The sequence below is a fragment of the Cognatishimia sp. F0-27 genome (assembly GCF_020667845.1).
Taxonomy (GTDB): domain Bacteria; phylum Pseudomonadota; class Alphaproteobacteria; order Rhodobacterales; family Rhodobacteraceae; genus JAFMPQ01.
Genome location: NZ_JAFMPQ010000013.1, coordinates 24,414 through 47,586, shown reverse-complemented (window position 1 = coordinate 47,586; position 23,173 = coordinate 24,414). Strand labels below are relative to the sequence as shown.

General features: G+C 59.0%; 17 protein-coding genes and 1 pseudogene. 12 read left to right on the top strand and 6 right to left on the bottom strand.

The window, feature by feature from the left end:
• Positions 1-2: 2 nt before the first annotated feature.
• From J1C49_RS08975 to J1C49_RS21950, 3 genes are all read right to left on the bottom strand, one after another.
• The gene (locus J1C49_RS08975; RefSeq protein WP_227445483.1) at positions 3-5,183 is read right to left on the bottom strand and encodes a DEAD/DEAH box helicase; all 5,181 of its coding nucleotides are present in this window, start codon (positions 5,181-5,183) and stop codon (positions 3-5) included.
• 8 nt (positions 5,184-5,191) lie between these two features.
• Entirely contained in the window at positions 5,192-6,067 is an 876-nt protein-coding gene (locus J1C49_RS08970; protein WP_227445482.1) for a WYL domain-containing protein, read from the bottom strand.
• A 155-nt stretch (positions 6,068-6,222) separates the two neighbouring features.
• The gene (locus J1C49_RS21950) at positions 6,223-6,423 is read right to left on the bottom strand and encodes an AlpA family transcriptional regulator (RefSeq protein WP_248408550.1); all 201 of its coding nucleotides are present in this window, start codon (positions 6,421-6,423) and stop codon (positions 6,223-6,225) included.
• A gap of 754 nt (positions 6,424-7,177) precedes the next feature.
• Between J1C49_RS21950 and dcm the strand changes: the two genes are divergently transcribed.
• From dcm to J1C49_RS08950, 4 genes are all read left to right on the top strand, one after another.
• The gene (dcm, locus tag J1C49_RS08965) at positions 7,178-8,608 is read left to right on the top strand and encodes a DNA (cytosine-5-)-methyltransferase (RefSeq protein WP_227445481.1); all 1,431 of its coding nucleotides are present in this window, start codon (positions 7,178-7,180) and stop codon (positions 8,606-8,608) included.
• The gene (locus tag J1C49_RS08960) at positions 8,605-10,539 is read left to right on the top strand and encodes a DUF262 domain-containing protein (RefSeq protein WP_227445480.1); all 1,935 of its coding nucleotides are present in this window, start codon (positions 8,605-8,607) and stop codon (positions 10,537-10,539) included. Before dcm ends, J1C49_RS08960 begins: the two co-directional genes overlap by 4 nt.
• 284 nt (positions 10,540-10,823) lie before the next feature.
• Positions 10,824-13,343, top strand: a complete 2,520-nt coding sequence (locus J1C49_RS08955) for a Z1 domain-containing protein (protein WP_227445479.1) — start codon at positions 10,824-10,826, stop codon at positions 13,341-13,343.
• An 11-nt stretch (positions 13,344-13,354) separates the two neighbouring features.
• The gene (locus J1C49_RS08950; protein ID WP_227445478.1) at positions 13,355-14,416 is read left to right on the top strand and encodes a PD-(D/E)XK motif protein; all 1,062 of its coding nucleotides are present in this window, start codon (positions 13,355-13,357) and stop codon (positions 14,414-14,416) included.
• Positions 14,417-14,563: 147 nt separating this feature from the next.
• Here the strand turns inward: J1C49_RS08950 and J1C49_RS08945 are convergent, their stop codons facing one another.
• From J1C49_RS08945 to J1C49_RS08935, 3 genes are read right to left on the bottom strand one after another with little or no spacing between them, the layout of a single operon-like run.
• Entirely contained in the window at positions 14,564-14,956 is a 393-nt protein-coding gene (locus J1C49_RS08945; RefSeq protein ID WP_227445477.1) for a hypothetical protein, read from the bottom strand.
• Positions 14,953-16,263, bottom strand: a complete 1,311-nt coding sequence (locus tag J1C49_RS08940; RefSeq protein WP_227445476.1) for a recombinase family protein — start codon at positions 16,261-16,263, stop codon at positions 14,953-14,955. Before J1C49_RS08940 ends, J1C49_RS08945 begins: the two co-directional genes overlap by 4 nt.
• Positions 16,260-16,712 carry a DUF2924 domain-containing protein gene (locus J1C49_RS08935; protein ID WP_227445475.1) on the bottom strand — a complete coding sequence of 151 codons (453 nt, stop codon included), beginning with the start codon at positions 16,710-16,712 and terminating at the stop codon, positions 16,260-16,262. Before J1C49_RS08935 ends, J1C49_RS08940 begins: the two co-directional genes overlap by 4 nt.
• A gap of 320 nt (positions 16,713-17,032) precedes the next feature.
• On the opposite strand from J1C49_RS08935, the gene J1C49_RS08930 reads away from it, so the two are divergent.
• The 8 genes and pseudogenes from J1C49_RS08930 to J1C49_RS08895 all read left to right on the top strand — a co-directional run bounded on the left by J1C49_RS08930 (position 17,033) and on the right by J1C49_RS08895 (position 23,170).
• The gene (locus tag J1C49_RS08930) at positions 17,033-17,785 is read left to right on the top strand and encodes a hypothetical protein (protein ID WP_227445474.1); all 753 of its coding nucleotides are present in this window, start codon (positions 17,033-17,035) and stop codon (positions 17,783-17,785) included.
• Positions 17,745-18,599, top strand: coding sequence for a phage tail tape measure C-terminal domain-containing protein (locus tag J1C49_RS08925; RefSeq protein WP_370639387.1), 855 nt, complete (start codon positions 17,745-17,747; stop codon positions 18,597-18,599). Before J1C49_RS08930 ends, J1C49_RS08925 begins: the two co-directional genes overlap by 41 nt.
• Positions 18,599-19,222, top strand: a pseudogene (locus J1C49_RS08920) (TIGR02217 family protein); the annotation flags it as partial. The gene J1C49_RS08925 and the pseudogene J1C49_RS08920, both read left to right, overlap by 1 nt.
• Before the next feature lie 279 nt (positions 19,223-19,501).
• Positions 19,502-21,562, top strand: coding sequence for a right-handed parallel beta-helix repeat-containing protein (locus J1C49_RS21945; RefSeq protein WP_370639390.1), 2,061 nt, complete (start codon positions 19,502-19,504; stop codon positions 21,560-21,562).
• A gap of 20 nt (positions 21,563-21,582) precedes the next feature.
• Positions 21,583-21,786, top strand: coding sequence for a hypothetical protein (locus tag J1C49_RS08910; RefSeq protein WP_227445473.1), 204 nt, complete (start codon positions 21,583-21,585; stop codon positions 21,784-21,786).
• Between the two features lies 1 nt (position 21,787).
• Positions 21,788-22,258, top strand: a complete 471-nt coding sequence (locus J1C49_RS08905; RefSeq protein ID WP_227445472.1) for a hypothetical protein — start codon at positions 21,788-21,790, stop codon at positions 22,256-22,258.
• 79 nt (positions 22,259-22,337) lie between these two features.
• On the top strand, positions 22,338-22,955 hold the full coding sequence (locus J1C49_RS08900; RefSeq protein WP_227445471.1) for a TIGR02594 family protein: 618 nt from the start codon (positions 22,338-22,340) through the stop codon (positions 22,953-22,955).
• Positions 22,952-23,170: a hypothetical protein gene (locus J1C49_RS08895; protein ID WP_227445470.1), complete on the top strand. Its 219-nt coding sequence runs from the start codon at positions 22,952-22,954 to the stop codon at positions 23,168-23,170. The genes J1C49_RS08900 and J1C49_RS08895 overlap by 4 nt, the downstream gene beginning before the upstream one ends.
• Positions 23,171-23,173 lie beyond the last annotated feature (3 nt).

Below are 23,173 nucleotides of genomic sequence, written 5' to 3'. Positions count from 1 at the left end.
GCCTATCCTTTGAGTAGATCAATGAGTTGTTCGGGCACACTGGCGTCCGGAAAACTTGGCAGCGAAACCAGCTCCCAACCTTTGCTCGAAGCATCTTGAGACATTTCAGGCGACACGGAGTTGGCCGTTGCGGCGACGCCGTGACCCCGCCACGCGAATTCCACGTCGGTTTCGCCAAATTTCACCGGCATGGTATCCACATGCGGAAGTCCCGCTTCTTCGAAAGCCTTTAGCCACGGAGACGCGGAGCCGTCGAAGGAGGCGCGAGCCTCCAAAAGCGTCTGCCCCCGCGCCAGGTCGATCAGCAGCTGCGCTACTTCTGTGCTGCTTCGGTCTATTTGTTCGTGATCAGGTTGGTTGAAATACGAGAGAAGACAACGATAGCAACCGCGCACACATGCATCGTCAGCTTTCTCAGTCAGAAGCTGCGCGTCGCCTGCCTTGATTGAGGCTTCAATGTTCTCGTAGTGCATGAGTTCGAGTGCTGTCCGCGCAACTTCGCTGATCGCCTTCGGGTCATCGACCAGGCGGTTAAGGACCCCGGCTCCGCCCTCAGTTGCCTCATAGGCAAGAATAGCTCTGCGGTTGTCGCGCGCGGGAAGAGGTTCACCGAGGATTTCTCCCTCCTCAAGCTGATAAACCACTTCAATGCCCCGCATCAGTGCATGCTGAACAGTGGTGATCGTTTCAGGATCAAAGCTTTCCGGCTTCGTGAAGCGGAAGAGCAGCGCGTTCTTCCTATCCCGGACGATTGGAACGATTTTTACAGGTCTTACAACATCGGGCGGCGTATCGGTTTCTGCGTCTTCGTCTTCCGCTTTTGCCCAATAACCGGTTCGAGGATCGATGTTGAAGCCGAAGACGGTCTGATCCTTCCGGCGCTTCAGGCCTTTGTTGAGGCGGCTGATTTCCGCGCTGTTTGCATACTGAAGCGCGAGCAACGAGGTGTCACCGCACTTGAACTCGGCGTTCGTCACCTGAAGCTGCCCGTCTTTTGTGGGCCAAGCGAAAACGGTCTGAATGTCGAAGCCTTGGCGTACCCGCTCTTCATCGTTGGCAGTAATACGCTCAATTGGCGCTGCCTCGACGTTGTCGATCCGAAGCGTGCGTTTGACTGGCACTTCTCCAGCCATGTGGGTGTCACAGCCGTGGCAGCGTTCGACCTCACCTTCGTGACATGCGCCACAGTTCGGGCAGATGTAGATGTCTTTCGTGGCCAGTTCCGACCCGTCGCCTTCGCGCGCCTCGGGCGGGAGCTTGGCTTTCATGACACGATATGCGCGGCCCTCATGGTAGATGAGGCTTCGGGGGCCGAATTCCGAGATCGCCAAAAAGCGTGCGCGCGACAGAAACGAGCCGCTTTTCCCTTCCCCTGGCACAAATGCATAAAGTGGCAGACGCGGGAAGTTATACCCCGGAAGAAAACCTTCTGTGGCCAGGTAACGGTACGAGTAAAAGTCCGAGCCGTTTGACGCTTTGCCCTGTTCCAGGATCGCCAGCTGATCGCTCGCCTGCATTTGCGCAGCCTTGATCTTGCGACGATCGGAGCCGGAAAGCCCCGTGATTTCTGATCGCGCGTTAGCCTCCGCCAGTTGCGTGCGCGCAGAGTTGTAGAGTTCGCGCCAGCGATCAAATGCGCGATCGAACTCCTTCGGCGCGTTCATTGCGACATGAAGTACAAATTCTTCAGGTTCACCCATCCAAACTGGTGCTGAACCGTCGTCCGCTGCCAAGATCTGATCCAGCACCCGCTTCATCGGAGAACGGGCCCGTGCGGCCAGATCAGACTTTGAGATTACAGACAGGACCTCCTCTTTGAGCGGATAGCCTGCTCCTGTGAGATCAAGGATATCTGGAATATCAGGCTTAAGGGCGAGTTTTGCCTCGGCGAGCCAAACGGCGTGCAGATGCGAGCGCACCAATTCTTCGTTGGTAATGTCCAAGGCTGGAGGGCGGACAACGCCTGCAACCATATCGTTGCGGCGATCAAAGAAATACTGGTCATGTGGTGAGCCGGATGCGCAGTAAGTTACGACGACTGCCGCCTGACCCGAGCGTCCTGCGCGACCAGCGCGTTGTGCATAATTTGCTGGAGTCGGTGGGACGTTGCGGAGATAGACGGCGTTCAGAGCCGAGATATCCACGCCGAGTTCCATAGTAGGCGAGCAGAACAATGCGGGCAGAAATTGGTCGGACTCACCGGAAGCGCGTATCTCGGCCCGATATTCTGACGTGCTGAGGTTGGCGCGGTCATCTTCTTCGAACCTGAAGCGCCACTCCCGCCACTCGCGTTGCTTTTGCGATACCTGTGCGGTGTGTTCGCGGCCCTCCAACCCCCAATATGCGCTCTGGCCGGAGGCAAGGTCGTTTGCGATGGAAGCGTACAGATCGTGGAAATAGCGGTTTCCACGCTTGCCTTCATCCGAAAGAGCCGCACCTGGGACGAGCCTCACAGCCGATGGTGTCAACCGCCATCCGACCAGATCCGCATCAAGTTCGACTGGGGCGACCACGCCTTCGTCTGCAAGTAGCTCGAGAAGACGCGAGAAGAACTCGAGGTAGTCTTCTTTCCCGAGCTTCGTGCCGATGACGCTCTTTTTGTTGATCAATCGAGCGATGCGCGAGTTGTGGCCCGCACGCAAAAGAGTCTGCTCTTCACGCAGGCCGATTACACCCTTTCCGGGGGCTCGCAAAAGCAAGGATGAACGCCCACGTGGATTTTCTTTCGCATCAATTGCCCAAGGCGACCGCAGCAGAGATCGCGATTTCTGAGCGACACCATCAAGAACCGTCAGGTCCAGCGCTTCGGTGTTCACCGCCAGGCCCTCCAGCATGGCACCGAGGACTCTTTTCAACACTTCGGCTCGTTGTTCCTCATCAAGTTCGCCCAGCTCTGGCAACACGGTCATCAGGCGCTCACGGTCCGAAGCAATGTCCCTGAGGCCAACGAACTCAACATCCAACAGGTTCAATACGAACAAGCTCGGATTGGTATATCGCCAACCGCGCCGCAGATCCGTCCAGACCCGATGCGCCAGAACCTTTGCGAGTGCTCGTTGTGCATCCTCTCGAATGACGGCACCTGAGGAAGGATCAAGCATCCAGTGGGCACGTGCGTCTTTATTGGCGGAGGTAAAACCAAGAGCCTTGACGACTCTCAAGCCAAACTCATCCTCGGTAAGACCTTCGTCACCAGCAGCAATAATTGCGCGGAGAATTGCTCCACGCAGCAAGCTCACGAAAAGGAAGTCATTGAAGTTTCCCGACTGTAGGGCCGCATCTTGGCGGTTATCGGTGAATCCAAGAAGCTTTCTCTTCGTCTCTGGAACGCCGCTTTCCGGATGGTTCATCCACTCGAGGGCACTCGAAATCAGCAGGGTCGTTGCCGAACTCCGTCCCTCGCCTGACAGGCCCGCCAGCTTGCTTCGTTCCCGCATGCCTTGGTTCGGTTCATCCTGGCAGCATAAGCAAAAAGCAAACTTCCCCGGTATGAACCAGAAATCATTTCCTCCCGCGCCATGCCGACCATCCGAGCCGACGACATAGGACACCGGCGCCCGCTTTTTCCGGTACGACCTAAGGCGTTCAATGCCGTTGCGTTCTTCCCTCCAACTCTCCGGGTAACTGTCCAGATCACCGTTAAAAGCGAATTCCGGATCAGTTTCCGGGATCGGGCAAAGGTATCCAGCGACGTCGTCGTCTTCATCAGCTTCCAGTGGAGTGTCATCAATGTTCCGGGGCAAGAATTTGATCTGACCGTCGTTGTCGCTCTTCGTGACGACGTGATACTCGTGCCCGCAGCTTCGGCAGAAACGCGTTGGATATAGGCGGTCGCCTGGAGACTCTGGATCCTCGAGCTGGCCCTCGAAGAGCACAGTCCGTGGCCGCGAAGCCAAAGTTGTGAAAACTTCGCCAGCTCCAGATATGAACCTGTGTAACTTGAACGCGAGGAACGCGACTTCACCTGGTCCTCCACGTTCGTGTTCGGGCAGACTGACACGGGTCAGGAAAGCCTCGAGCGCTGTCCGGCATTGGCCTACTTCAACGCCGCTATCGTCGGCGAGGCGCATGACCGCCTCCTCGAAGGGGATTGGCTTTTTCCTCTTGAGTTCCAAACCGTCATCAAGTCCAAGCGCAAGCTCCGCCCAAACCGCCAACGGATGCTTCTTTAGAACTTCATCACTCAAGTTGTTCGGCAACGGTTGGTCCAGGACCGCTGCGAGGCCAGCCTTGGCTTGCGCTAGGTCAATCGAGTCATCTGTTGCACGCTGCAGGGATTCATCGATGACAGCGTCCGGCCCAATATCCGAACCAAACAGGCGCGTCGCCACTTTTGCCACAGCCAGCGCTCTGCTTTCATCGGAGCCTTCGGAGGCCATGGTCGCCGATGTGCCGATGCAGATGGGGGCTTTGTCTGGAGCGCAACGGTCGCGCAGCCTGCGGACAAGTACGGCAACGTCGGCGCCTTGACGGCCTCGGTAGGTGTGAAGCTCGTCGAGGATAATGAATTCAAGGCCGATAGCATTGCTGATGACCTGGGAGTCGAGTTCATCCTGTCGGGTAAGAAGCAGCTCAGCCATCATGTAGTTCGTCAGCAGAATGTCTGGCGGGTTGGCTGCAATTTTCAAGCGTTCTTCGCGGCTCTCCTGGCCCGTATAGCGTTTGACGACCGGCTTCAGCGCATCAGGCAGCCCAGATTGGCCGATGAATTTGTCGATCTCCTTCAGTTGGCTGTTAGCAAGTGCGTTCATTGGGTAGACGATGATCGCGCGGGTTTTGCGTGGCTTGCCCGCTCGGAGCGCGCGGATAATCGTGTCGACGATGGGCACAAAGAAGCAAAGAGATTTACCGGAACCTGTCCCAGTGGTTACGACAAAGCTTTTGCTAGTCTGTGCCTTTGCAATTGCTTCAGCCTGATGGCGGTGAAAGCGAAGCGGGGTTTCTCCAAACCTAAAGACCTGTCCTGTGCCTTCATCCAGATCCCCGGACTTGACCAGATCGTCTACCGTTGGCCCTGAAAGGAAACGAGGGTTGAGAGAGAGCAAAGCATCAGGCCAAAAGCGCCCGGCATCGTATTGCGCATCAATTTCAGCCCGAAGGTCGTCAGAGCGAATTGAACTAAACGACCGGGAAAACCGTTCGTAAGAGCTGATAAGATGATGGTCGAATTCAAACGCTTTCATGAAAATTCCTACAAAACCTGACCGGCGTAGTGCTCGCCAACGACGATGTCTCGATTGATCAAAACAATTTGCTGTTCGTGGGGTTTTCGCGCTGAGGGGTCAGTGTCCAGCCCGAGACGCTTGAGCGCGTAGTAAAGCAGCGCGCGTCGAACTTTGATCTTCGCCCTACCGCCGCGCATCCCGTAGTCCAGCGCGATCACCTTCTTCTGGTTCTCCGTGAGTTCAGGGTGGGGACCGATCTCAAGCGTGACCTGCTCTTGCCAGTCGGCATCGGCTGCTAAGGTGACTTCGCTGGCTTCAGCGCCGCGTGTTTGGAGGATGCGCGAAAGCAAGAAGTCCTTGAAGACTTCGTCAGTCTTACAGAACGCCCGCGTGTGCCAGCGGAAGCCGTCGAACCCGATGGCGTGAGGTGCGATCCACCGCCAGCTCGGCTCGGGGCGCGAAAGGGACTGATACTTCACCTCGATGGCCTCGGATCGGCGGATGGCACCGACAACGGATCGCAGGGTGACAGGGTTCACCACACGGGCTGGCGTTGGCGCAGCATCATAGGATGGCAGTTCGGCGATCCAAGTATCGTCGCTGTCGAGGATGCCATCGGCCAAGGACCGTAGCTGTGCGAGGTAGCGGCTGGCGTCAGGTTTCAGGAACTGTGCAGCATAGTCGGGACCACGGACATACGTCCGCGCGCTCTTGTCATAGACCATGTTGTCCGGAGCGAAGCCGATGTAGCGGTTGAGGTCGGCGGAAGCTTGGTTCACCGACAGCCCGAACTGTTCCATCAAGTCGCTGCGGTTCACTCGCCCCTCCCAAAACAATCGGAACTCGATGAACTCGAGACGCTGCGCGACTCCCCAACGAAGCTCCGATTTGTCACTATCCACTTCGCACTCCCGACTCGGCGCGTTTGATTTATATGCGCGCCCATTTTTTGTGCTGGCTGAACGCTAGCGGGGAGTCATGTCGTGTTCAATCGAAATGCTTCGTAAGATTGTCTTTTTCGCGATGTCGCAGCCGTGGGAGGGGCGAGGTAGACTGCTCAGCCTTCGGCCGGCAGCTCGTCTGGAAAGCTCTGAACCTCTCGTTCAAATGCCTCGACGTCGGACACTCTGTACACGACCCGGCCCCCGATCTTCAGGTATCGCGGACCTTCCTGGGCCCAACGCCATCGTTCAAGTGTTCGGTGGCTGATCTTCCATCGGGCCGCTAATTCGATCTGACTCAGACATACTTCGCTCATTTTCGTCTCCTTTTGCGCAACACACTTCGGTCGCAAGAGAACGAATGCGTGAGAAGAAAACCTATTCAAGTCGGTATGTTGCGTGCTCGGAGGCTATGTTTGAAATAGGCGGGGCGGGCGTGAATTGGCGCAACCCGTCGAAAACATGTGGAACCCTTCGCGGCAGTGCGATGCCCATCGGAATGGGGTCGGACACTTTTCTCAAAATTTCAGGGGTTTTCGTGGCGTCTAGACACGATCCGAACTGCCAAAACAGCCAAGTTGGTGTTCGTGTCATTCCCTCCGCCACTTGCCCTTGAGAAACGTTTCTCCCGAACCGGCTGTGGCCTAAAATTTCCGTGTTTTCAAAGGGGTTTGCAGAACGGGCTGAACACCACCGTGCCAGCTATCGGCACAAAATCCGTTCTCTCGGCGAGCTTTTCTCTGAACCTCATGACTTCTGCCATTTGGTGAATTTCTTAGAGAGCCTTGAAAAGGAAGCATTTTCTGGAGTCATGACCTGAGCACTTCGACGCGGGTGGCGTTCGGCCAGAAGGAACAGAAATCGAACCTTCGCTTCTTGCTGAAGAAGCCACAGCGATCAAGTTTCGGAGTTACTTTATATTCCACCGCACCAGAAGAAAGGGCGGATAGGGCCAGCCTCCAGTTCTTCGTGGAGGAGAGATTTCGGGAGGCACAGCAAAGTCCGCGTAGTGATCAACAGACCGTTGGACATACCACATGAAGTGGGGCTATGTAAATAATTGAGCAAATCATGAGAAATCTCGCCCAATCAGGCAGAGACGGAGGGGGCAAAAATATGGGAACCAGTGAAGAGGCATTTCATTTTGTCGACCTCTTCGCTGGGCTGGGTGGCTTTCACGTCGCGCTCGAGGAGTTGGACGGGCGTGGTGTGTTCGCTGCGGAGAGGGAGCCTAAACTGAAGGCCCTCTATAAGGTCAATTTCGGTATCGATGCTTGGGGTGACCTCAATGAGTTGAGCAGCGACGAAATCATAGCCCTCAATGTGCCCGATCACCACGTACTTACTGCAGGCTTTCCTTGCCAACCGTTCTCTAAAGCAGGAGACCAACTGGGCTTTAAAGACACAAATCAGGGCAATCTCTTCTTCAAGGTGCACGACATTTTGCGCGTCAAGCGGCCACTACATTTCATCTTGGAGAATGTTCCCAACATCCTAAAGCACGACGGCGGTCGCACTAAGACTACGATCATTCGCTTGCTGGAGGAACTCGGCTACTCCGTCGCTGTAGAGCACTTTTCGCCCCACGATTTCGGCATTCCACAGGTGCGAGACCGCGCATATTTTGTAGGATCGCTACAGGGTCTCGATAATTTTGATTGGCCCACGAAGCATAGAGGTCCAACCGAAATCCAATGGGTGCTGCGCCAAGAAGGGCATTCCGGGCGCGCCATCCCGGAACAGACGCTGCGAGCCATTGACATGTGGGGCGACTTCCTAAGGCGCTCTCCGGCTTCGCTGAAACTGCCTTCTTTCCCAATCTGGTCGATGGAATTTGGGGCAACTTATCCTTACTTGGATGAGACGCCGGCAGGGGTTTGGGTTCGCAGACCTGTCCGGGGTCTTAGCCGCATGGGTTTCAAGGGCAGCTTCGGCCAGTCCCTCGACTGCTCGCTCGACGAACAACTGACGAGGATACCTAGCCACGCCAATCGCCCGGGCGACTTGAAGTTCCCGCAGTGGAAGCGGACTTTTATCAGGCAAAACCGCGAGTTCTACCAAGCCAACCGAAACTGGATCGATCCTTGGATCTCAAAATGGAGCCCTCAAAGCTTCCCGTCTAGCTTTCAGAAGATGGAGTGGAACGCGCAAGGTGAAGTCCGTAACATTGACAACTTCGTGCTGCAGGTGCGTGCATCAGGGCTGCGGGTCAAGCGTCCCACTACCTCCCCAAGTCTCATCGCCTTCACGCAGACCCAAGTACCTATCCTCGGTGCAAACTTGGCCGGCGAACGTCGGTACATAACGCCAGCTGAATGCGCTGAACTTCAGAGCCTCGGGGGTATTCAACTGCCCTTTTCGGACATCGACGCATACAAAGCCTTGGGAAACGCAGTGAACGCTCGTGTTGTCAAAGCAATCGCCGAACGCTTGTTGCACGGGCTCATTAGGCCCAAGTCGACCATAACCTCCGACCTCAAACTAATTAGAGCTGCAGAATGATTGATAGTATCGAACACGAAGACGACTTCGACGAGGACGACCCGCGGGTTCTCTTCCTGGAGAGCATCGCCGAAGGGTTGGCAACACTCTCCGAAGCTTCTGACACTCCCAGCGGCGTGCCCCCGGTTTCGTCAATTTTCAGCAGTGGTGATGTCGACTTCGCCTCTGACTCGTGGATGAATAAACTGGCTGAGGTTCAAGGCTGGCTGAGCCTCAGCGACGACCTCCCGCTCACGGGAGGAGCACCATTTTTTCAAGCACTGATCACTGAATTCAACCTTGAACCTACCGACCACCTTGCTCCCGGAGGTGCCCACCCGCCGCTGAGTCTTCGCGCGCTCGAGCGCCTAAACGAGCGCGTGGAGGCAGCCGTACGGCTTCAGGGAAACTATCTTGAAGAACTTGAGGCCAAGGGTACTAACCGCGCAATGGCTACCCAGTCGTGGGCTGACGCGTGGGCCGAGATCGACGCGGGGGAGGAAGCAGTGACCCCGGAGCCGGTCACGGCAAAGGCCGCAGTTTGGTCGATTTACCACTTTACCAAGAAGCCCCCCAACCTGACGCCGTCATACCAGCGTGGTGACGTATGGGGCAACGGCGACAGACAGTCCCTGATGGAGTCCATCCTGCGTGGTGTTCCTTTGCCATCAGTCATTCTGCTGCGAACCGGACCTTCTACGCCGCATGAGGTGGTCGACGGCAAGCAGAGGCTCACAGCCATCCTCCGGTTTGTGGGAAAGCACCCCGTTGCTAAGCAGAAAGTTGCGGAGGTCACCGCTCGGCATAGCGACAAAAAGTTCAACGACAAAGGACGTCTCGATAAGCGCGGTGACAGGAACCTGACGGATTTGTTCAACGACGACTACCCGGCTTTCCGCCGTGCCTGGAAAGCGCTGGAGGGTTATGCACTCAATTCCGCACTAGAGAACGAATACTACTTCCCATTTAAGCTGCGAACGACCGGAGATGGCGGGCTGGTTGGCCCCTATCTAGAACCTCTCCGGGGAAAGTACTACACGCAGATTAAGGCTCGGGAGATCGACGTCGCTAATCAGAAAATTGTCGTCGAAGCGTTGTTCGAGGACCCGGTGGACTACACCGTTCCTGTCATTGAATACACTCAGGCCAGCCAAGCTCAGATCCATGAGGTCTTTCGCCTCTACAACAAGCAGGGCGTACACCTGAATGCAGAAGAGATCCGTAACGCCGTCTACCACGAGGTCGAACTTACCCGCGCGACTCTTGCCGCCGCCGGCGACGCCGACCCGAACACCGATGTTGCCGAAATTTCCAGATCGCTTGCCGGTATTGACGATCTTGGCCGCTTAGGTGACGCGCTGACAGCCTACGGTTTTGGGGGAACTCGCTATAAACGTACTAAGGTTCTCGCTTGGGTCATCTCGGTCCTAGTGCACGATACTAAAGGGAAAGACTTGGCATCGACTAGCCGTAACATCGACGATTTGCTGAAGGCGATTCAGAAGAACAAAGCGCACCCACTAGCCGAACCATCGACGTTAACCAAACTGTTCTCGCTGCTGCTACACGCTGTCGAACTCCACTCATCGCACGACGAGTTGTGGTCTGATAAGTTCAAGGATGGCGGCAAGGGTGCCAAGTGGCAGGAACTCCAACTAGTCGGTTCTCTCGTCGGCATCACCATGGCCTTAGCGGCATCGCCAGACGACATAGAGGAACGTCTAGAGGCCAATGGAGATGCTATCCGAACAGCGAGTCAAGAAGCCGCAGACTGGGAACGCCCAGAAAAGACACAGACTAAAACGCAGTGGGATTACATCGCCAAGATCAACAAGAATCTCCTGGAACTATTGGGAATCGACCCTGATCAAGCGGCTGAGGCAGTGCGTCTGCAGTTCGGAACCTCTGGGTACGCGTCGTTGCAGCGGATGCGCATCGAACCAAAGAGTTGAGAGCGGTGCCAGGACATTCCCCACTCGTCGAGCACGTTTACTTCAATCCGCCCGCTCCCCAAGAGGCGGACTCTTGGTGGGCGAGGTACAAGGCTCAACTCGCCGGCTTGACCGACACGGCGCGTGCCGCAGTTGAGGCAGACTCTCGCTACATTTTGCAGCGCGGAATATTGGCCGCCGACACCGCGAAGCCCGAAGAGTGGTCATTCCGCCGCTCGCGCACGGGACTCGTCATGGGCTCAGTCCAGTCTGGCAAAACCGCTTCAATGCTGGGTGTCTCAGCCTTGGCCATCGACAATGGCCTCGACATTATCGTTGTACTCGCCGGGACCCGCCTCTCCTTGTGGCGCCAGACCTATGAGAGGCTGCTGCAGCAGTTGGACTCTGGCGAGGAAAACGCACAGAAAGTTAAACGTCGCCTGCTGTGTCCTGCGCCTGGCATCGCTCTGTCAGAACAGACCCAATCGCTGAACACCACCTACCGTTTATCGTCTGCACAGGTTCGAAAACGGCTGCGCCAGGGCATGCCTCTTATCATAGTGGCGATGAAGCAGACTCACCATCTGCATGCCCTGGCAGCAAGCCTCCGCGACAACGTTTTTAAAGAAGTTAAGGAGCTTGGTCGCACCGTCCAAATGCTCGTACTCGACGATGAGGCCGACGATGGCTCTATTCTCGATGCTATAGTTGAGTCCTCGCAGGACCCCATTTACGGCAACCTGAAGCAGATCCCGCGTGCGATCGCAAACCTCTGGGATCCTCCACAAGGATCACCTGAAAATCTCTTCTCGACCTACATCGCCTACACGGCGACCCCCCAGGCCAACCTCCTACAGGAGGATCACAACCCCCTAGCGCCAAGAGACTTCTTAATCTCTCTTCGCACGCCACTTGACGTCGGCCATCCAGTAGATACGACCGACCCTGGCAATCTCAATGCCCCTCGCTCATCGACTTACCCAGAAGCGGCTGGGATACGTTCTTGCTACACCGGCGGTGAGGTATTCTATCGCCGCGCGGAGGCAGCCAAACTATGCGTGCCCACCACCGACTCCGTGCAGCAGGACCTCGCCGACGCCGTCCGAGCGTTTTTGGTAGCGGGCGCCATCCGCCTAAACCGCTCTGGAAAGCTCGGCCCAGCTTCCGCACTCTCAATGCAGTTCGACACCAAGGAAGAAGCCCTTACTAAAGTGACTTCACCGCACTCGATGCTGTATCACCCGTCTGCGGCAATCCAGCACCACTTCAAGGGTGCTGAGGACGTCTTGATTTGGGCGGGGATTCAGGATCGAGCCACGGCTCGAGGTATTCTGGAAGCTGGAGATACCAGGCTTCCGCAAACCTTGGTGAAACAACTGCTGGCAGATCCCGCCCCATGGGTGCAATGGCTCGAAAAGTATCGTGCCTCCGCAAAAGTAGTCGAGGAGGAGTTCGACGTTCTGCCACCGTCGAGTTTCCCGGACTGGCAGACTGTCGAAGATCTATTGGTCAGGGAGGTGATCCCAGGAACTAGGATCGCCGTGGTCAACAGCGACGCTAACGCTGACGATCGCCCTGTCTACGTACCGACCCTGGATGCAGAAACCGGCAAATGGAGAGCAGCTCGTGACCTTTGCACGATCTTCGTCTCAGGAAATGTAATGGCCCGGGGGCTGACACTGGAAGGGATGACCACAGCGTTGTTTCAGCGCTCATCGGCCAACCCGTTGGCAGACACCCAAATGCAGATGCAGCGCTGGTTTGGCTACCGCGGGTCATATATTGAGTTGTGCCGCGTCTTCGCCTCGAGCGACCAACTCTCCCTCTTCAGTGCTTATCACGATGTCGACGAAGCGGTTCGAACCGCCATCATCGAGCGCATGGTGAGCGACGCGCCTAAACCTACCGTCTTGCAGGGGCTCAATTTCGAAGCCACAGGCAAGATCGCAGGTTTGGGCAACCTTCCATTGTCACCGGGGGCACGACCTTTCGTTACGGTCATCAATGACAGTGGGCGGGCGGATCCAAATGCAGACATCGTGGCTGGACTCTTCGCCAAGCCGTCCAGCGACCTCACTGTCGCAAATGTGCTGCGAGGCCGAATCCTAAATGTTCCACTCGAACTGACCGAGGCCGCCGAACTCTTGGATAGCCTCACTTTTGCCAGTTACCGTCCCGGGAACGAGGGGCTGTACGCGGATTTCTGGAGCAATATCGAAGCCCGTGCAAACGCAATCACCCCACTGGCGGACGCACCTTTCTATCGCCCGCCGGTTAGGCAAGGTGAAGGAGATCAGCCGAGGCGAGCCTGTCCCTATGCGATCGCTGCTTATCTTCGACTTTGGTCGGCCAGCCTTTCTCGACCGATTACGGGTCTATTTGTCACTGGCCAGCCCAGCGATCTGTGGTCATATGCGGACCTCACGCGCAAAAACGCTGAGCGACCGCGGTTCTGGGTCGGCATTCGTTATGGAGGTGGTGCCACCATATCCGAAGGTCCGTTGGCACGGCTACCATTTGGAATACGCGCCACAACTAAGAGGGTAGCCGGAGGCGAACTTGAGACCACTTGGGGTGCGAGTGACCCCAACGCCGGACCGGGTCAATATCGCGGCGACGTCTATTTCGACTACTACCATCGTTGCGCTGACGTTCCGACGAGCAGCAACACAGGATGGCGACCCAGCGGTTCTGACGGCCAAATTCTTTTCTACGTCAATCAACATTCGGACGACGAGCATCCCACGGTTGCAGTTGGAGTCTGTCTTCCTGCGGGAGGTCCAGAACAGTTTTCCGCTACCCGTGCTGGCGCTTCCATCGTTTAGAAGGAACTCTCATGACCAGCTACGAAGCAGTTCTAAACCAGATCAACGTCGTTCCGGCGGGCACAAATGGAGATGACCGGGCCATTACTTGGTTGACGGATGCGAAGGTGGTTGGGATCGCTCGGAACAGTCGAGGCCATTTGGAACTGTTCCTGGCAGGCGACAAGTTAAGGCCCCGGACCGACGCAGTGAAGACTGCGCTTCACTACCACGCATGGCACCGCGAAACTCTGCCTCCGCTGAGCGCAAACCGCATTTGCTTGCCTGCGCTGGGGCATTTCGACCAGGTCGGTGCATTTATTGCCGCTGAACTGCTGCGCGAGAAGGCTGATGCCAATTTGGAGCGCGCCTTTGCCGTCACCGAACCGCTGATCGAACTTGCCATTAAGCGCTTGGAAATCTCCGAGAATGCGATCCTCGGACTTATCGGGGAACTGCTACTACTCGACGCTCTTTGCCGACGGGCGACCGATCCTCAGGTCGGACCAATCGTGCAAGCTTGGGATGGCTGGCGTCGCTCGGCAAGGGACTTCATATGGGAAGGCACGGGCGTAGAAATAAAAACCACTACTGGCACAACCTCAAGTCATGCCATCCATGGCATCCACCAGATTGAACCTACCCCTGCCAGTGATGACACGGCAGGTGAAACGCGTCTACTCCTTGTAAGCATCGGCCTGTGCCAAGCCGATCTCAATGCGCCAGCTTTGTCGATCCCTTTCTTGGTGGAGAGCATTCTGGAGCGTCTCAACGCCACCGGGGCTAGCGGCTTGGTCGACGAGTTCCTCAAGCGCGTGTCTGTTTACGGCACGGAGTCCGGCATCGGATACGAGCATGCCACGATGGTCAACGAAGCACCCTTTACGACTAAGTTTAGCGTGACCTTCGTTCGTGGGTACGACATGGCAGACCCAGGAGTTGAGGTCCTGAGGCGCGATGACGTCATCACCCATCAGCATGTGGATGCCCAGTCGGTCACTTTCCGCATGGAGCTTCCCGCTACGATCAGTTCGAAAAATCCCATCCTAGGTGTCCGACGCGTCGTGGAAGCGATCCTGAGACTGCACAATTAGGGACTGGTTACTTCTGAGCAAAACTGACCCTCGAAGGATTGGTTGGCCGTGGCTTGAATGGCCGCCCTACGCGCTGCCCTGGATATCAGCTTTATTGAAGCTGCCCCGGAGATAATTGCGAAACGACCAACGGCAGTTGAGGGCCGTTCACGTAGTTTCTTTCTGTGAAAAACGTTGTTTCTCCCACTCAACTGGGAAAGCCTCCAGCACTCTCACCAGCGTAACCTCTGGCCCCTGCTTCCCATCCAAAATCGCCTCCACGATGTCAGGCGCGAGCAGCGCGAGCCGTAGGACGCGGGTCATGTAGGACGGCGCGATCCCTTCGTGTTCCGCCAGTTCGGCGATGGTCACGAAGTCACCTGTTTCCAGCATCCGCTTCCACCGGAACGCACGCGAGAGTGCCTTGACCAGCGCGTTATCAGTTCTCCGCACCAGCTCTGCGCCCTCGGGCAACTGCATTTCCTTCCGCCCTCCGCGCTTCACGACGCGAAACGGGACGTGGAGCGTGAGAGTATCCGGGATCGGCGTCCTGCTGGTCATGCCGCCGCCTCGATGCCGCTTGCAAGCACCTCGCGCGCAAGGTCACTTAGGCCATCGACGCGCAGTCGGACATTGAGCCCGTCCGTGCCGATATCGACGCGCTCGATCAGCAGCGCCACGATGCGCGACTGCTCGGCGGGGAAGAGTTCATCCCACAGCGGGTCAAATTTCTGCAGGGCTGTCCGGGCGTCGGTCTCCGTGATGTCATCGGCATGCTTGCGCGCGGCCTTCCATGTTCCGGCCACGATTTCGGGCTGGCGGAAGACGGCGCGAAGCTGATCCATGACGGCGCTTTCGATTTCACCCGCGGACACCCGTCCGACGGGACAAGATCCCGCGCCGTGCTTCAGGACTGTCTGGCTGACATAGTAGCGGTAGAGTTTGCCGCCCTTGCGGGTGTGTGTCGGTGAGAACACAGCCCCGTCTGGCCCGAACAACAACCCCTTCAGCAGCGCCGGCGTCTCGGCTCGGGTCCGTGCGGCGCGCTTGCGGGGGCTTTCCTGAAGGATGGCGTGGACGCGGTCCCACGTTTCGTGGTCGATGATGGCGTCGTGCTCGCCCGGATAACTTTCGCCCTTGTGGACCGCCTCGCCGATATAGGCGCGGTTGTTGAGTAACCTGTAGAGGTACTTCTTGTCGATCCGGTTGCCGCGCGGCGTGCGGATGCCGCGTTTCGCGACCTCGCGCGCTAGTTCTGTGCCAGAGCCGATCTCGAGGAACTTGGCGAAGATCCAGCGGACATGCGGGGCGCGCTCGTCGTCGATCAACAGTTTCCTGTTCTCCACGCGGTAGCCGTAGGGCGGCACCCCGCCCATCCAAATGCCCTTTTTCCGGCTCGCGGCAACCTTGTCGCGGATCCGCTCGGCCGTCACCTCACGCTCGAACTGGGCGAAGCTGAGCAAGATATTCAGCGTCAGCCTGCCCATGGAGGTGGTGGTATTGAACGACTGCGTCACCGATACGAAGGTCACGTCATTGCGGTCGAACACCTCAACCAGCTTGGCAAAATCGGCCAGCGAGCGGCTGAGACGGTCAATCTTGTAAACGACCACCACATCGACAAGCCCGTCTTCAATGTCCGCTATCAGCTGCTGCAACCCGGGGCGGTCGAGTGTCCCGCCGGAAATGCCACCGTCGTCATACTGATCTCGGACCAACACCCAGCCTTCGGAGCGCTGGCTGGCGATATAGGCCTCGCAGGCCTCCCGTTGCGCGTGGAGCGAGTTGAACTCCTGCTCGAGTCCTTCCTCGGAGGATTTTCGGGTGTAGATCGCACAGCGAAGTTTCCGGACAATCGGTTTGGTCATGCGCCCCTCCGATGGTTTTTCAGGCCAAAGAAGACCCAGCCGTTCCAGCGTGTGCCGGTGATTGCGCGGGCAATGGCCGAAAGCGATTTGTAGGGCCGTCCCTCCCAGTCGAAACCGTCGGCGGTGACGGTAACGACGTGCTCGATGCCCTGCCACTCGCGGATCAACCGCGTCCCGACGATGGGCGTCAGATCTGCCCGGATGCGGCTCTTTTTGCGATCGCCGCCATCAAGTTGTTCGCCAAGGGCTTCCAGCCGCTTCACCGTTTCTGGCTTCAGGCCGCCATAGGCCAGTTCCTGGATGCGATATGCGAGGCGGCTTTCAAGGTAGCGGCGGTTGAACGGCGGCGGTTCGCTGTCGAACAGGTCGCGCCACTGAGCCTTTAGGTCTGGCGTCGATGTTGTCTTGAGTGAGGCCAGGCGGGCGGGAATGGGATCTTGTTTGGTCATGCGTCTCTCCGGTGAGTTGGAGTTGCATGACGCCATTCGTTGGCTGGATAGTGTAGGCTACTTTCTCCAATTTCGTCAGATACTTCCGCCTGATCATGCATCCGTAAGCGAACCAGCCCGACAGCCAGCAGGGCGCACAGCTCGGCGCGGCGTCCCGCGGGCGTCATATAGTCGGGTGGTAAGGGGTTGGGTCGTTTCATGTCTAGGGCGGCCGTGCTTGCTGGTGTCGTTACCAACCAAAAGCCACCTGGCAGCCCTTTGTGGGACATGCGCTTTGGACTGCCAATCGAAATGCGAACAGGTAGTGAACATCGACCCTTGTGGAACTGCCTTTCGTCAACGATTATCGGAGGTTGAATCAAGTTGAGAGACAGCATGCATTGAGAGGTGAGTTCATGGCGCGCAAAGCAATTCCGATCGGTCCAAATATTCTTGCGTTGATCGAAGATGCGCGCATCGACCTTGCTCGAGCAGCGCTTGCCGTCCGAGAGGGCGAAAACGAGCCAGATTTCGCCCTGCCAGATAACCCATCTGACCTGACAGATGACGGTGCCGTGGAGGCGTTTCGGCTGGACCTCATCCAAACGCTCTCTGAATTTGACCAGGATGAACTGCGACCGGCAGAGCAACGATCACGCCGAATCCGGGCGCTCGCCGACGGAAAGGGCGTGACCTCCCTCACGACCATCGTCGATCAGCAACTCGATGATGCGCAGTCGCAGGAGTTCGACCGGCAGCCAGACCAGCTCTGCAGAAGCATTTGGACCTATCTCAATGCGCGTGAAACGTTTGAGGACGCGGAAAGCTTTCATTTTGCACGACAGTTTCGTGAGCATGGAAAGCTTTATGACGCCTTCGAGGTCGAGCTCGAAAACCATGTCGCCCTCGATGCGACCGCAATCGACGAGGTGGTGCTGGCAGCCAAGATCAAGGGGGTGCTCGAGCTGAAACCCGAGATTTCCTGCACGGTGAAAGCGCTCGATCTGCCCGCAACTGAAACACACCCGGCGTCCATCATGTTGATCGTCCGGCATGGCCGATGCCGCGCGCGGACGCTCGGATGGGTATCGTGAGGCCGCCGGCATGCTCGGCGATACTGCCGCGCGGCCAATGACCGCCTGGCAAAGGTTGCGTGACCTGATGTCCGGGTCCGGACAAGACGTGGCGCTCGACGAGGCGGTGGTCGCCACCGAGCGGCTCGATGCGGCTTTGGAGGACACGGCGGATGCGGCAAGCGCCGCCGGTGCAGCCGGTAAGAAGGCGGGTGCAGATACCCGAGCTGGAGCCGAGCAGTCAAAAACCGGATGGGAGGCGGTGATCGCCTCGGTGTCTGACTATGCCAAGAAAGCGCGCGAGGTCGGCGCTGATATCGGCAATGCTCTCGTCTCCGCTTTCAACAGCGCAGAACAGGCCATCGGTGAGTTCGTCAAGACGGGCAAGCTGGACTTCCGCGAGCTAACCATCTCCATCATTGCCGATCTCGCCAAGATCGGAGCGCGCAAGTTCATTCTTGGCCCGATTGCAAACGCGCTTTCAGGCGCGCTCGGCAACATGGGCGGGATCTTCGCCAATGTGTTTCATGCGGGCGGGCTTGTTGGCGGTCCTGCGCCTAGCCGTATGGTGCCTGCGATGGCATTCGCCAATGCACCGCGGATGCATGGCGGCGGCATGACAGGCCTTCGCCATGACGAGGTTCCCGCAATCCTGCAGCGCGGCGAGCGGGTTCTGTCGCGCCGGGAAACGGTTGCCTATGACGGGAACCCATCCGGCGCGCCCGCCGTCAATGTCACCATCAATGCCCGAGATGCCGAGAGCTTTCGCCAGAGCCGCACGCAGATCGCGGCGGACATCTCCCGCGCCGTGGCCCTTGGTCGGAGGAACCTCTGATGAGCTTCCACGAAGTGCGGTTTCCCGATGACATCAGCCGCGGCGCGCGCGGCGGACCGAGCCGGCGGACACAGATCGTCTCACTGGCGTCTGGCGCCGAGGAGCGCAACGCGAGCTGGTCCAACTCCCGTCGGCGGTATGACCTGGCCTACGGCCTCCGGCGCGCCGATGACCTTGCCGCCGTTGTTGCGTTTTTCGAGGCCCGGAACGGCCGACTCTATGGGTTCCGGTTTAAAGATTGGGGCGATTACAAATCCTGCCTGCCATCGCAGGCGCCTGCGGCGAGCGATCAGCTGATCGGTGTAGGGGATGGGACGGAGACGGAATTCCAGCTGGTCAAGCACTATACCTCGGGCGATCAGACCTGGTCCCGCGTAATCGAGAAGCCGGTGGCCGGCTCTGTGACGGTCGCACTGGACAGTATCGAGCAGCCCAGCGGCTGGACCCTCGACGCCACCACCGGCCTTGTCACCTTCGATATGGCACCTTCGTCCGGTGTCGCGATCACCGCAGCCTTCCAGTTTGACGTGCCGGTGCGCTTCGACACCGACGAGCTTGACGTGACGCTGAGCCTCGAACGCCTCGGCTCGATCACCTCCATCCCGCTCATCGAGATCCGGCGGAGAACAGAGGCTGTGCTTGTGCCCCAGCCTGTCGTTCCGCCCGTGGGGCCAACGCTGCCGACCTACATCTGGTCGGACGTCTTCACCGATCACAGCGCAACCCCGCCCCTTAGTGACAACGCGGCCGGTGCCGACTGGTCCGGCTGGGGCGATGCCACCGCGTTCCCGGCCGAAGTGCCACTTGAGTGGTTTCTGCAGAATGTCCTGCCGAACGACGCGCCCGATGGCGCCATCGTCGATCTCGACAGCCCTAGCGGGGCGATCCACCTAACTGGCCGGATGCAGCCGCCGCCCAGCTCACGGGCGCGCAACATCACGCTCGATCTCACCGGTAACACCATCGAGCGCGGCGAAGGCGCGGATTACTGGGGCCAGTTTTTCATCTGGGGCGAGAAGGTCAAAGATCCGGCCATGAGCAGTGAGGCGGTGATCGGCGCGGACTCCTCTGCTGGCGACACGGTGCTGTATCTGAAGACCCCGGATCCCGACACCGAGGCGCTTCTGACGGCTGCTGTGCCGGGATCCATCATCGAGATTCGCACCAATACAACGCGCAAGAACTACCATCCCGACGAAAGCCGCACGACTTGCTTCGTTGCCGCGACCGACCCTGTGGCCAAGACCATCACCGTGGCCGATCCGCTCGAGATCGATGTCCCGAAGGACAACCCGGTCGGCAGTTGGGAGACTTCGGATCCATCCACCGTAACGCTTTTGCAGGGTTCGCTCTTGCAGGCCAACGCCGCTGCGGGCTCCAGCACAATCGTCATGGCGAACGCGGCCGGGCTTTCGGTCGGCGATTGGCTGGTGGTCGGCACGGCCGAACTGCCCGGCTATCTCAATAACCAGTTCATGGATTTCTCGCCCGATCCGAACCAGATCGGGCCGGATCTCGATATCACCTATCCAGCCGATTACGGCGGCACGCTCATTGCCATCAATGAAGAGCTGCACCAAATCGCAGCGATCACCGGTAACACGGTCACGCTGACTGGCACGCTGGGCAAGAACAAGCTCGTGGCCTGGCAGGCCTTCGCCTTCAAGGTCGACCCGGTCGAAAACTTCATATTGAAGGGCGGCAGCTTCGTGGGCGCCAAGGCCCATGGCAGCGCGTCCGCCTGGGATCACCAGTACATCTGGTGCCGCTTCATGGTGGGCAGCACGATCCGGGATGCCAGTTTCGACATGGACCCCGCCAAGACCACCGACTTCCGGCGGACGGGCCAGGCGGTGCGGTTCGATACCGGTGACGGCAATGTCATGGACAACCTGACCATTGGGCGGCCGGGGTCCATCGATGCCGGCGAAGGCTATGGCGTCTCCTTCCGCAAGGGTGAGCGCAACTCGGTGGTGCGGAACTCCTACCTGGAGGGTTGCCGGCACAGTATCGAGTTCTGGTCGAGCTCCGGCGGCTGCATCGCGGAGGACAACCACTGCGCCGACGACACCAGCTCGTCGATCGATACCCATGGGAACTGGAACACCGGCATCATCATCCGCCGGAACCTCGTCACCCGGGACCGCACGTCTGCCGCCGTGAGCCCAGACCTGAACCCCGACGAGGCGACGGATGCGATCCGGATCGGCAACAACAAGTTTATCTTTGACGAGAACATCCAGGTGCTCGACAACACGGTGCAGGACTATGACGGCAACGCGCTCTCGATCGTGCCCGGCGCCTGGGACGTAACCGTGGACGGGCTGACCATCGACGGCTGCTGGCGCATCCTGAACATGAAGCAAAACAGCCGGCACAGCGATCTCTTCATGCGCGATGTCGTCATCCGCAATGTCGACGCCATCAACATCCGCGACCGTTGGCTCGACATCCGTCACAACAGCCATGCCGGCAGCCGGATGCAGGCCAAGGGCCTCCTCCTGAAGGACTGGACCATAGGCGCGACGGGACCGACGGGCCTCCCAGCGAGCCCGGAGCCCGGCACCGAGGTGACGGGCATGTATTTCCTGCATGTCGACGGGCTGACGCTGGAGAACTGGACCGTCACCGACGCCAATCTCTCGGGCGACAACTGGCTCCTCGTCTTCGACGAGGTCAACGATGTGACGCTCACCAACGTCGCGATTGCCTGTCTCGCCACCGGCCAGGCCGACAAGGGGATCAACATCAACAACGCCACCAATCTGCGCGGGGCGGTCACGCTCACCGGGCTCCTGCCGCCCCAAGGTGGGGGCGATCCCTTCCTGCTGTATTTCAACGACGGGACCGGGACGCCGAGCAGCACCGATGGCGCGCTGACAGTGACGCATGATCTGGGCCCCACGCCCAAGATCCTCGGCGGACCGCCGACGGGCTTCACGCTCAATCTGGTTCAAACCTGAACGCCTCTGCGAGACCATCCATGACGCAAGACGACGAGCAGCGCTGGCGCGAGCGCGGCGCGGAATTCGGCCGCCTGCAGGCGACCATGGCCGATGCCCTGCGCCGGCTGGAGCGCACTGAGATCCGGCTGGAGCGCCTGATCTGGTGGATCATGGTCACGGCCGTGGGCGCGGCCATGGGCTCGGCCAGCTACGTGATCCGCCTCATCGCAGAAGGGATCTGACATGCAAGTTGTCTCCCCAACAATGGTCGCGGCCGGCCTGATGAGCGCGGTGGTCGGCTATTCACTCCCAGACATCCAGAGGGTGATCGATCCAGCCCCGATCCGCGTGCACAGCCTGACCGTCTCGGACGATCCCTGCGACTGGCAGGGCGAGACCTATGACGGCTGCGTCTTGCAGGACCGCACAGTCGACGCCGAAAGCGGGTTCTTCTACGCCGCATGGGACGCCGCGGTGCTCTTTGCCGACACTCGCCGGCCCGTGCCGGGCTGCACCGGCGACGGCTCCTGGCAATACCAGGCGGGCCGCGCGACCTACGCCATCCCGCTGCCCGTCTGGGTCGGCAGCGACAGCTGCACGGTGGAAAGCCTGCAGGCCACCTATCCGAATCGAAGTTTCGTCCTCCTGGCCTCCTGGCATTGGGGCGCCGACCAGACCACCCATGTGAGCGCGCCGTTCTCGCTCACGCCCTGACGCGACTCAACCCGAACACACCAACTGATCCGCCCCTGCGCCGCTAACGCAGGGGCTTTTTGTTTTGAGGAGATGCCCTATGCGCAAGGCCTATGCACTCGCTCGCGCCGAGCTCGGCACCCTGGAATGGGCCGAGGGCTCGAACCCGAAGGTCGATGCCTATTTCGATGAGGTCGGCTTCCCGACGATGCAGGACGACACCGCCTGGTGTGCCGCTTTCGTCGGCGCCATGCTCAAACGGGCGGGTCTGCCGCATACCGGCAAGCTCACCGCGCGCTCCTATCTCGATTGGGGCAGGCCGGTTGCCGACGAAGACGCGCGCGAAGGCGATCTGGTGATCTTCTGGCGCGGATCGCCCGATGGCTGGCAGGGCCATGTCGGCTTCTTCGTCCGCTTCGAGGGCGCCCACGTCGTGGTGGTCGGCGGCAACCAGCGCAACCAGGTCAGCGAGGCCCGCTATCCGCGCGATCAGGTGCTGGGCTTCCGCCGCATGACCCGCACCAGCCGCGCGCAATCGACCACGCTGCAAGCCGCGGGCGGCGCAGCGGGCACCGCAGTCCTGGGCGCGATCCCGGTCATCGGACAGCTCGACGCGACCGCACAGATCGTCCTCGCCGGCACGGTCAGTGTCGTGGTGCTGGCCGCGGCCTGGATCGCGCGCGAGCGCCTGAAGCTCTGGGCGGAGGGGATCCGATGATTGGCTGGTTCAGGCGCTGGAGCACAACGGTGGCGCTGCTTGCGGCTGCCGTCATCACCGCTTTTCTGCGCGGCCGCCACGCCGGCCGGCAAGACGAGGAGGCTCAGTCCAATGCAGAGACCTTTGAGGCGCTGGACCGCGGCCGCGATGCCCTGCGCGATGCTCGCGGCCGCGATGACGCTCAGCAGCTGCGCGACAATGACGGCCAGTGGTGACGC

What these genes read in the sequence shown, in the direction of transcription:
- J1C49_RS08975 (WP_227445483.1), bottom strand. Translation starts at nt 5,183, where the DNA reads ATGAAAGCGTTTGAATTCGACCATCATCTTATCAGCTCTTACGAACGG.
- J1C49_RS21950 (WP_248408550.1), bottom strand. Translation starts at nt 6,423, where the DNA reads ATGAGCGAAGTATGTCTGAGTCAGATCGAATTAGCGGCCCGATGGAAG.
- dcm (WP_227445481.1), top strand. Translation starts at nt 7,178, where the DNA reads ATGAGAAATCTCGCCCAATCAGGCAGAGACGGAGGGGGCAAAAATATG.
- J1C49_RS08960 (WP_227445480.1), top strand. Translation starts at nt 8,605, where the DNA reads ATGATTGATAGTATCGAACACGAAGACGACTTCGACGAGGACGACCCG.
- J1C49_RS08950 (WP_227445478.1), top strand. Translation starts at nt 13,355, where the DNA reads ATGACCAGCTACGAAGCAGTTCTAAACCAGATCAACGTCGTTCCGGCG.
- J1C49_RS08945 (WP_227445477.1), bottom strand. Translation starts at nt 14,956, where the DNA reads ATGACCAGCAGGACGCCGATCCCGGATACTCTCACGCTCCACGTCCCG.
- J1C49_RS08940 (WP_227445476.1), bottom strand. Translation starts at nt 16,263, where the DNA reads ATGACCAAACCGATTGTCCGGAAACTTCGCTGTGCGATCTACACCCGA.
- J1C49_RS08935 (WP_227445475.1), bottom strand. Translation starts at nt 16,712, where the DNA reads ATGACCAAACAAGATCCCATTCCCGCCCGCCTGGCCTCACTCAAGACA.
- J1C49_RS08925 (WP_370639387.1), top strand. Translation starts at nt 17,745, where the DNA reads ATGGCCGATGCCGCGCGCGGACGCTCGGATGGGTATCGTGAGGCCGCC.
- J1C49_RS21945 (WP_370639390.1), top strand. Translation starts at nt 19,502, where the DNA reads ATGCAGCCGCCGCCCAGCTCACGGGCGCGCAACATCACGCTCGATCTC.
- J1C49_RS08910 (WP_227445473.1), top strand. Translation starts at nt 21,583, where the DNA reads ATGACGCAAGACGACGAGCAGCGCTGGCGCGAGCGCGGCGCGGAATTC.
- J1C49_RS08905 (WP_227445472.1), top strand. Translation starts at nt 21,788, where the DNA reads ATGCAAGTTGTCTCCCCAACAATGGTCGCGGCCGGCCTGATGAGCGCG.
- J1C49_RS08900 (WP_227445471.1), top strand. Translation starts at nt 22,338, where the DNA reads ATGCGCAAGGCCTATGCACTCGCTCGCGCCGAGCTCGGCACCCTGGAA.
- J1C49_RS08895 (WP_227445470.1), top strand. Translation starts at nt 22,952, where the DNA reads ATGATTGGCTGGTTCAGGCGCTGGAGCACAACGGTGGCGCTGCTTGCG.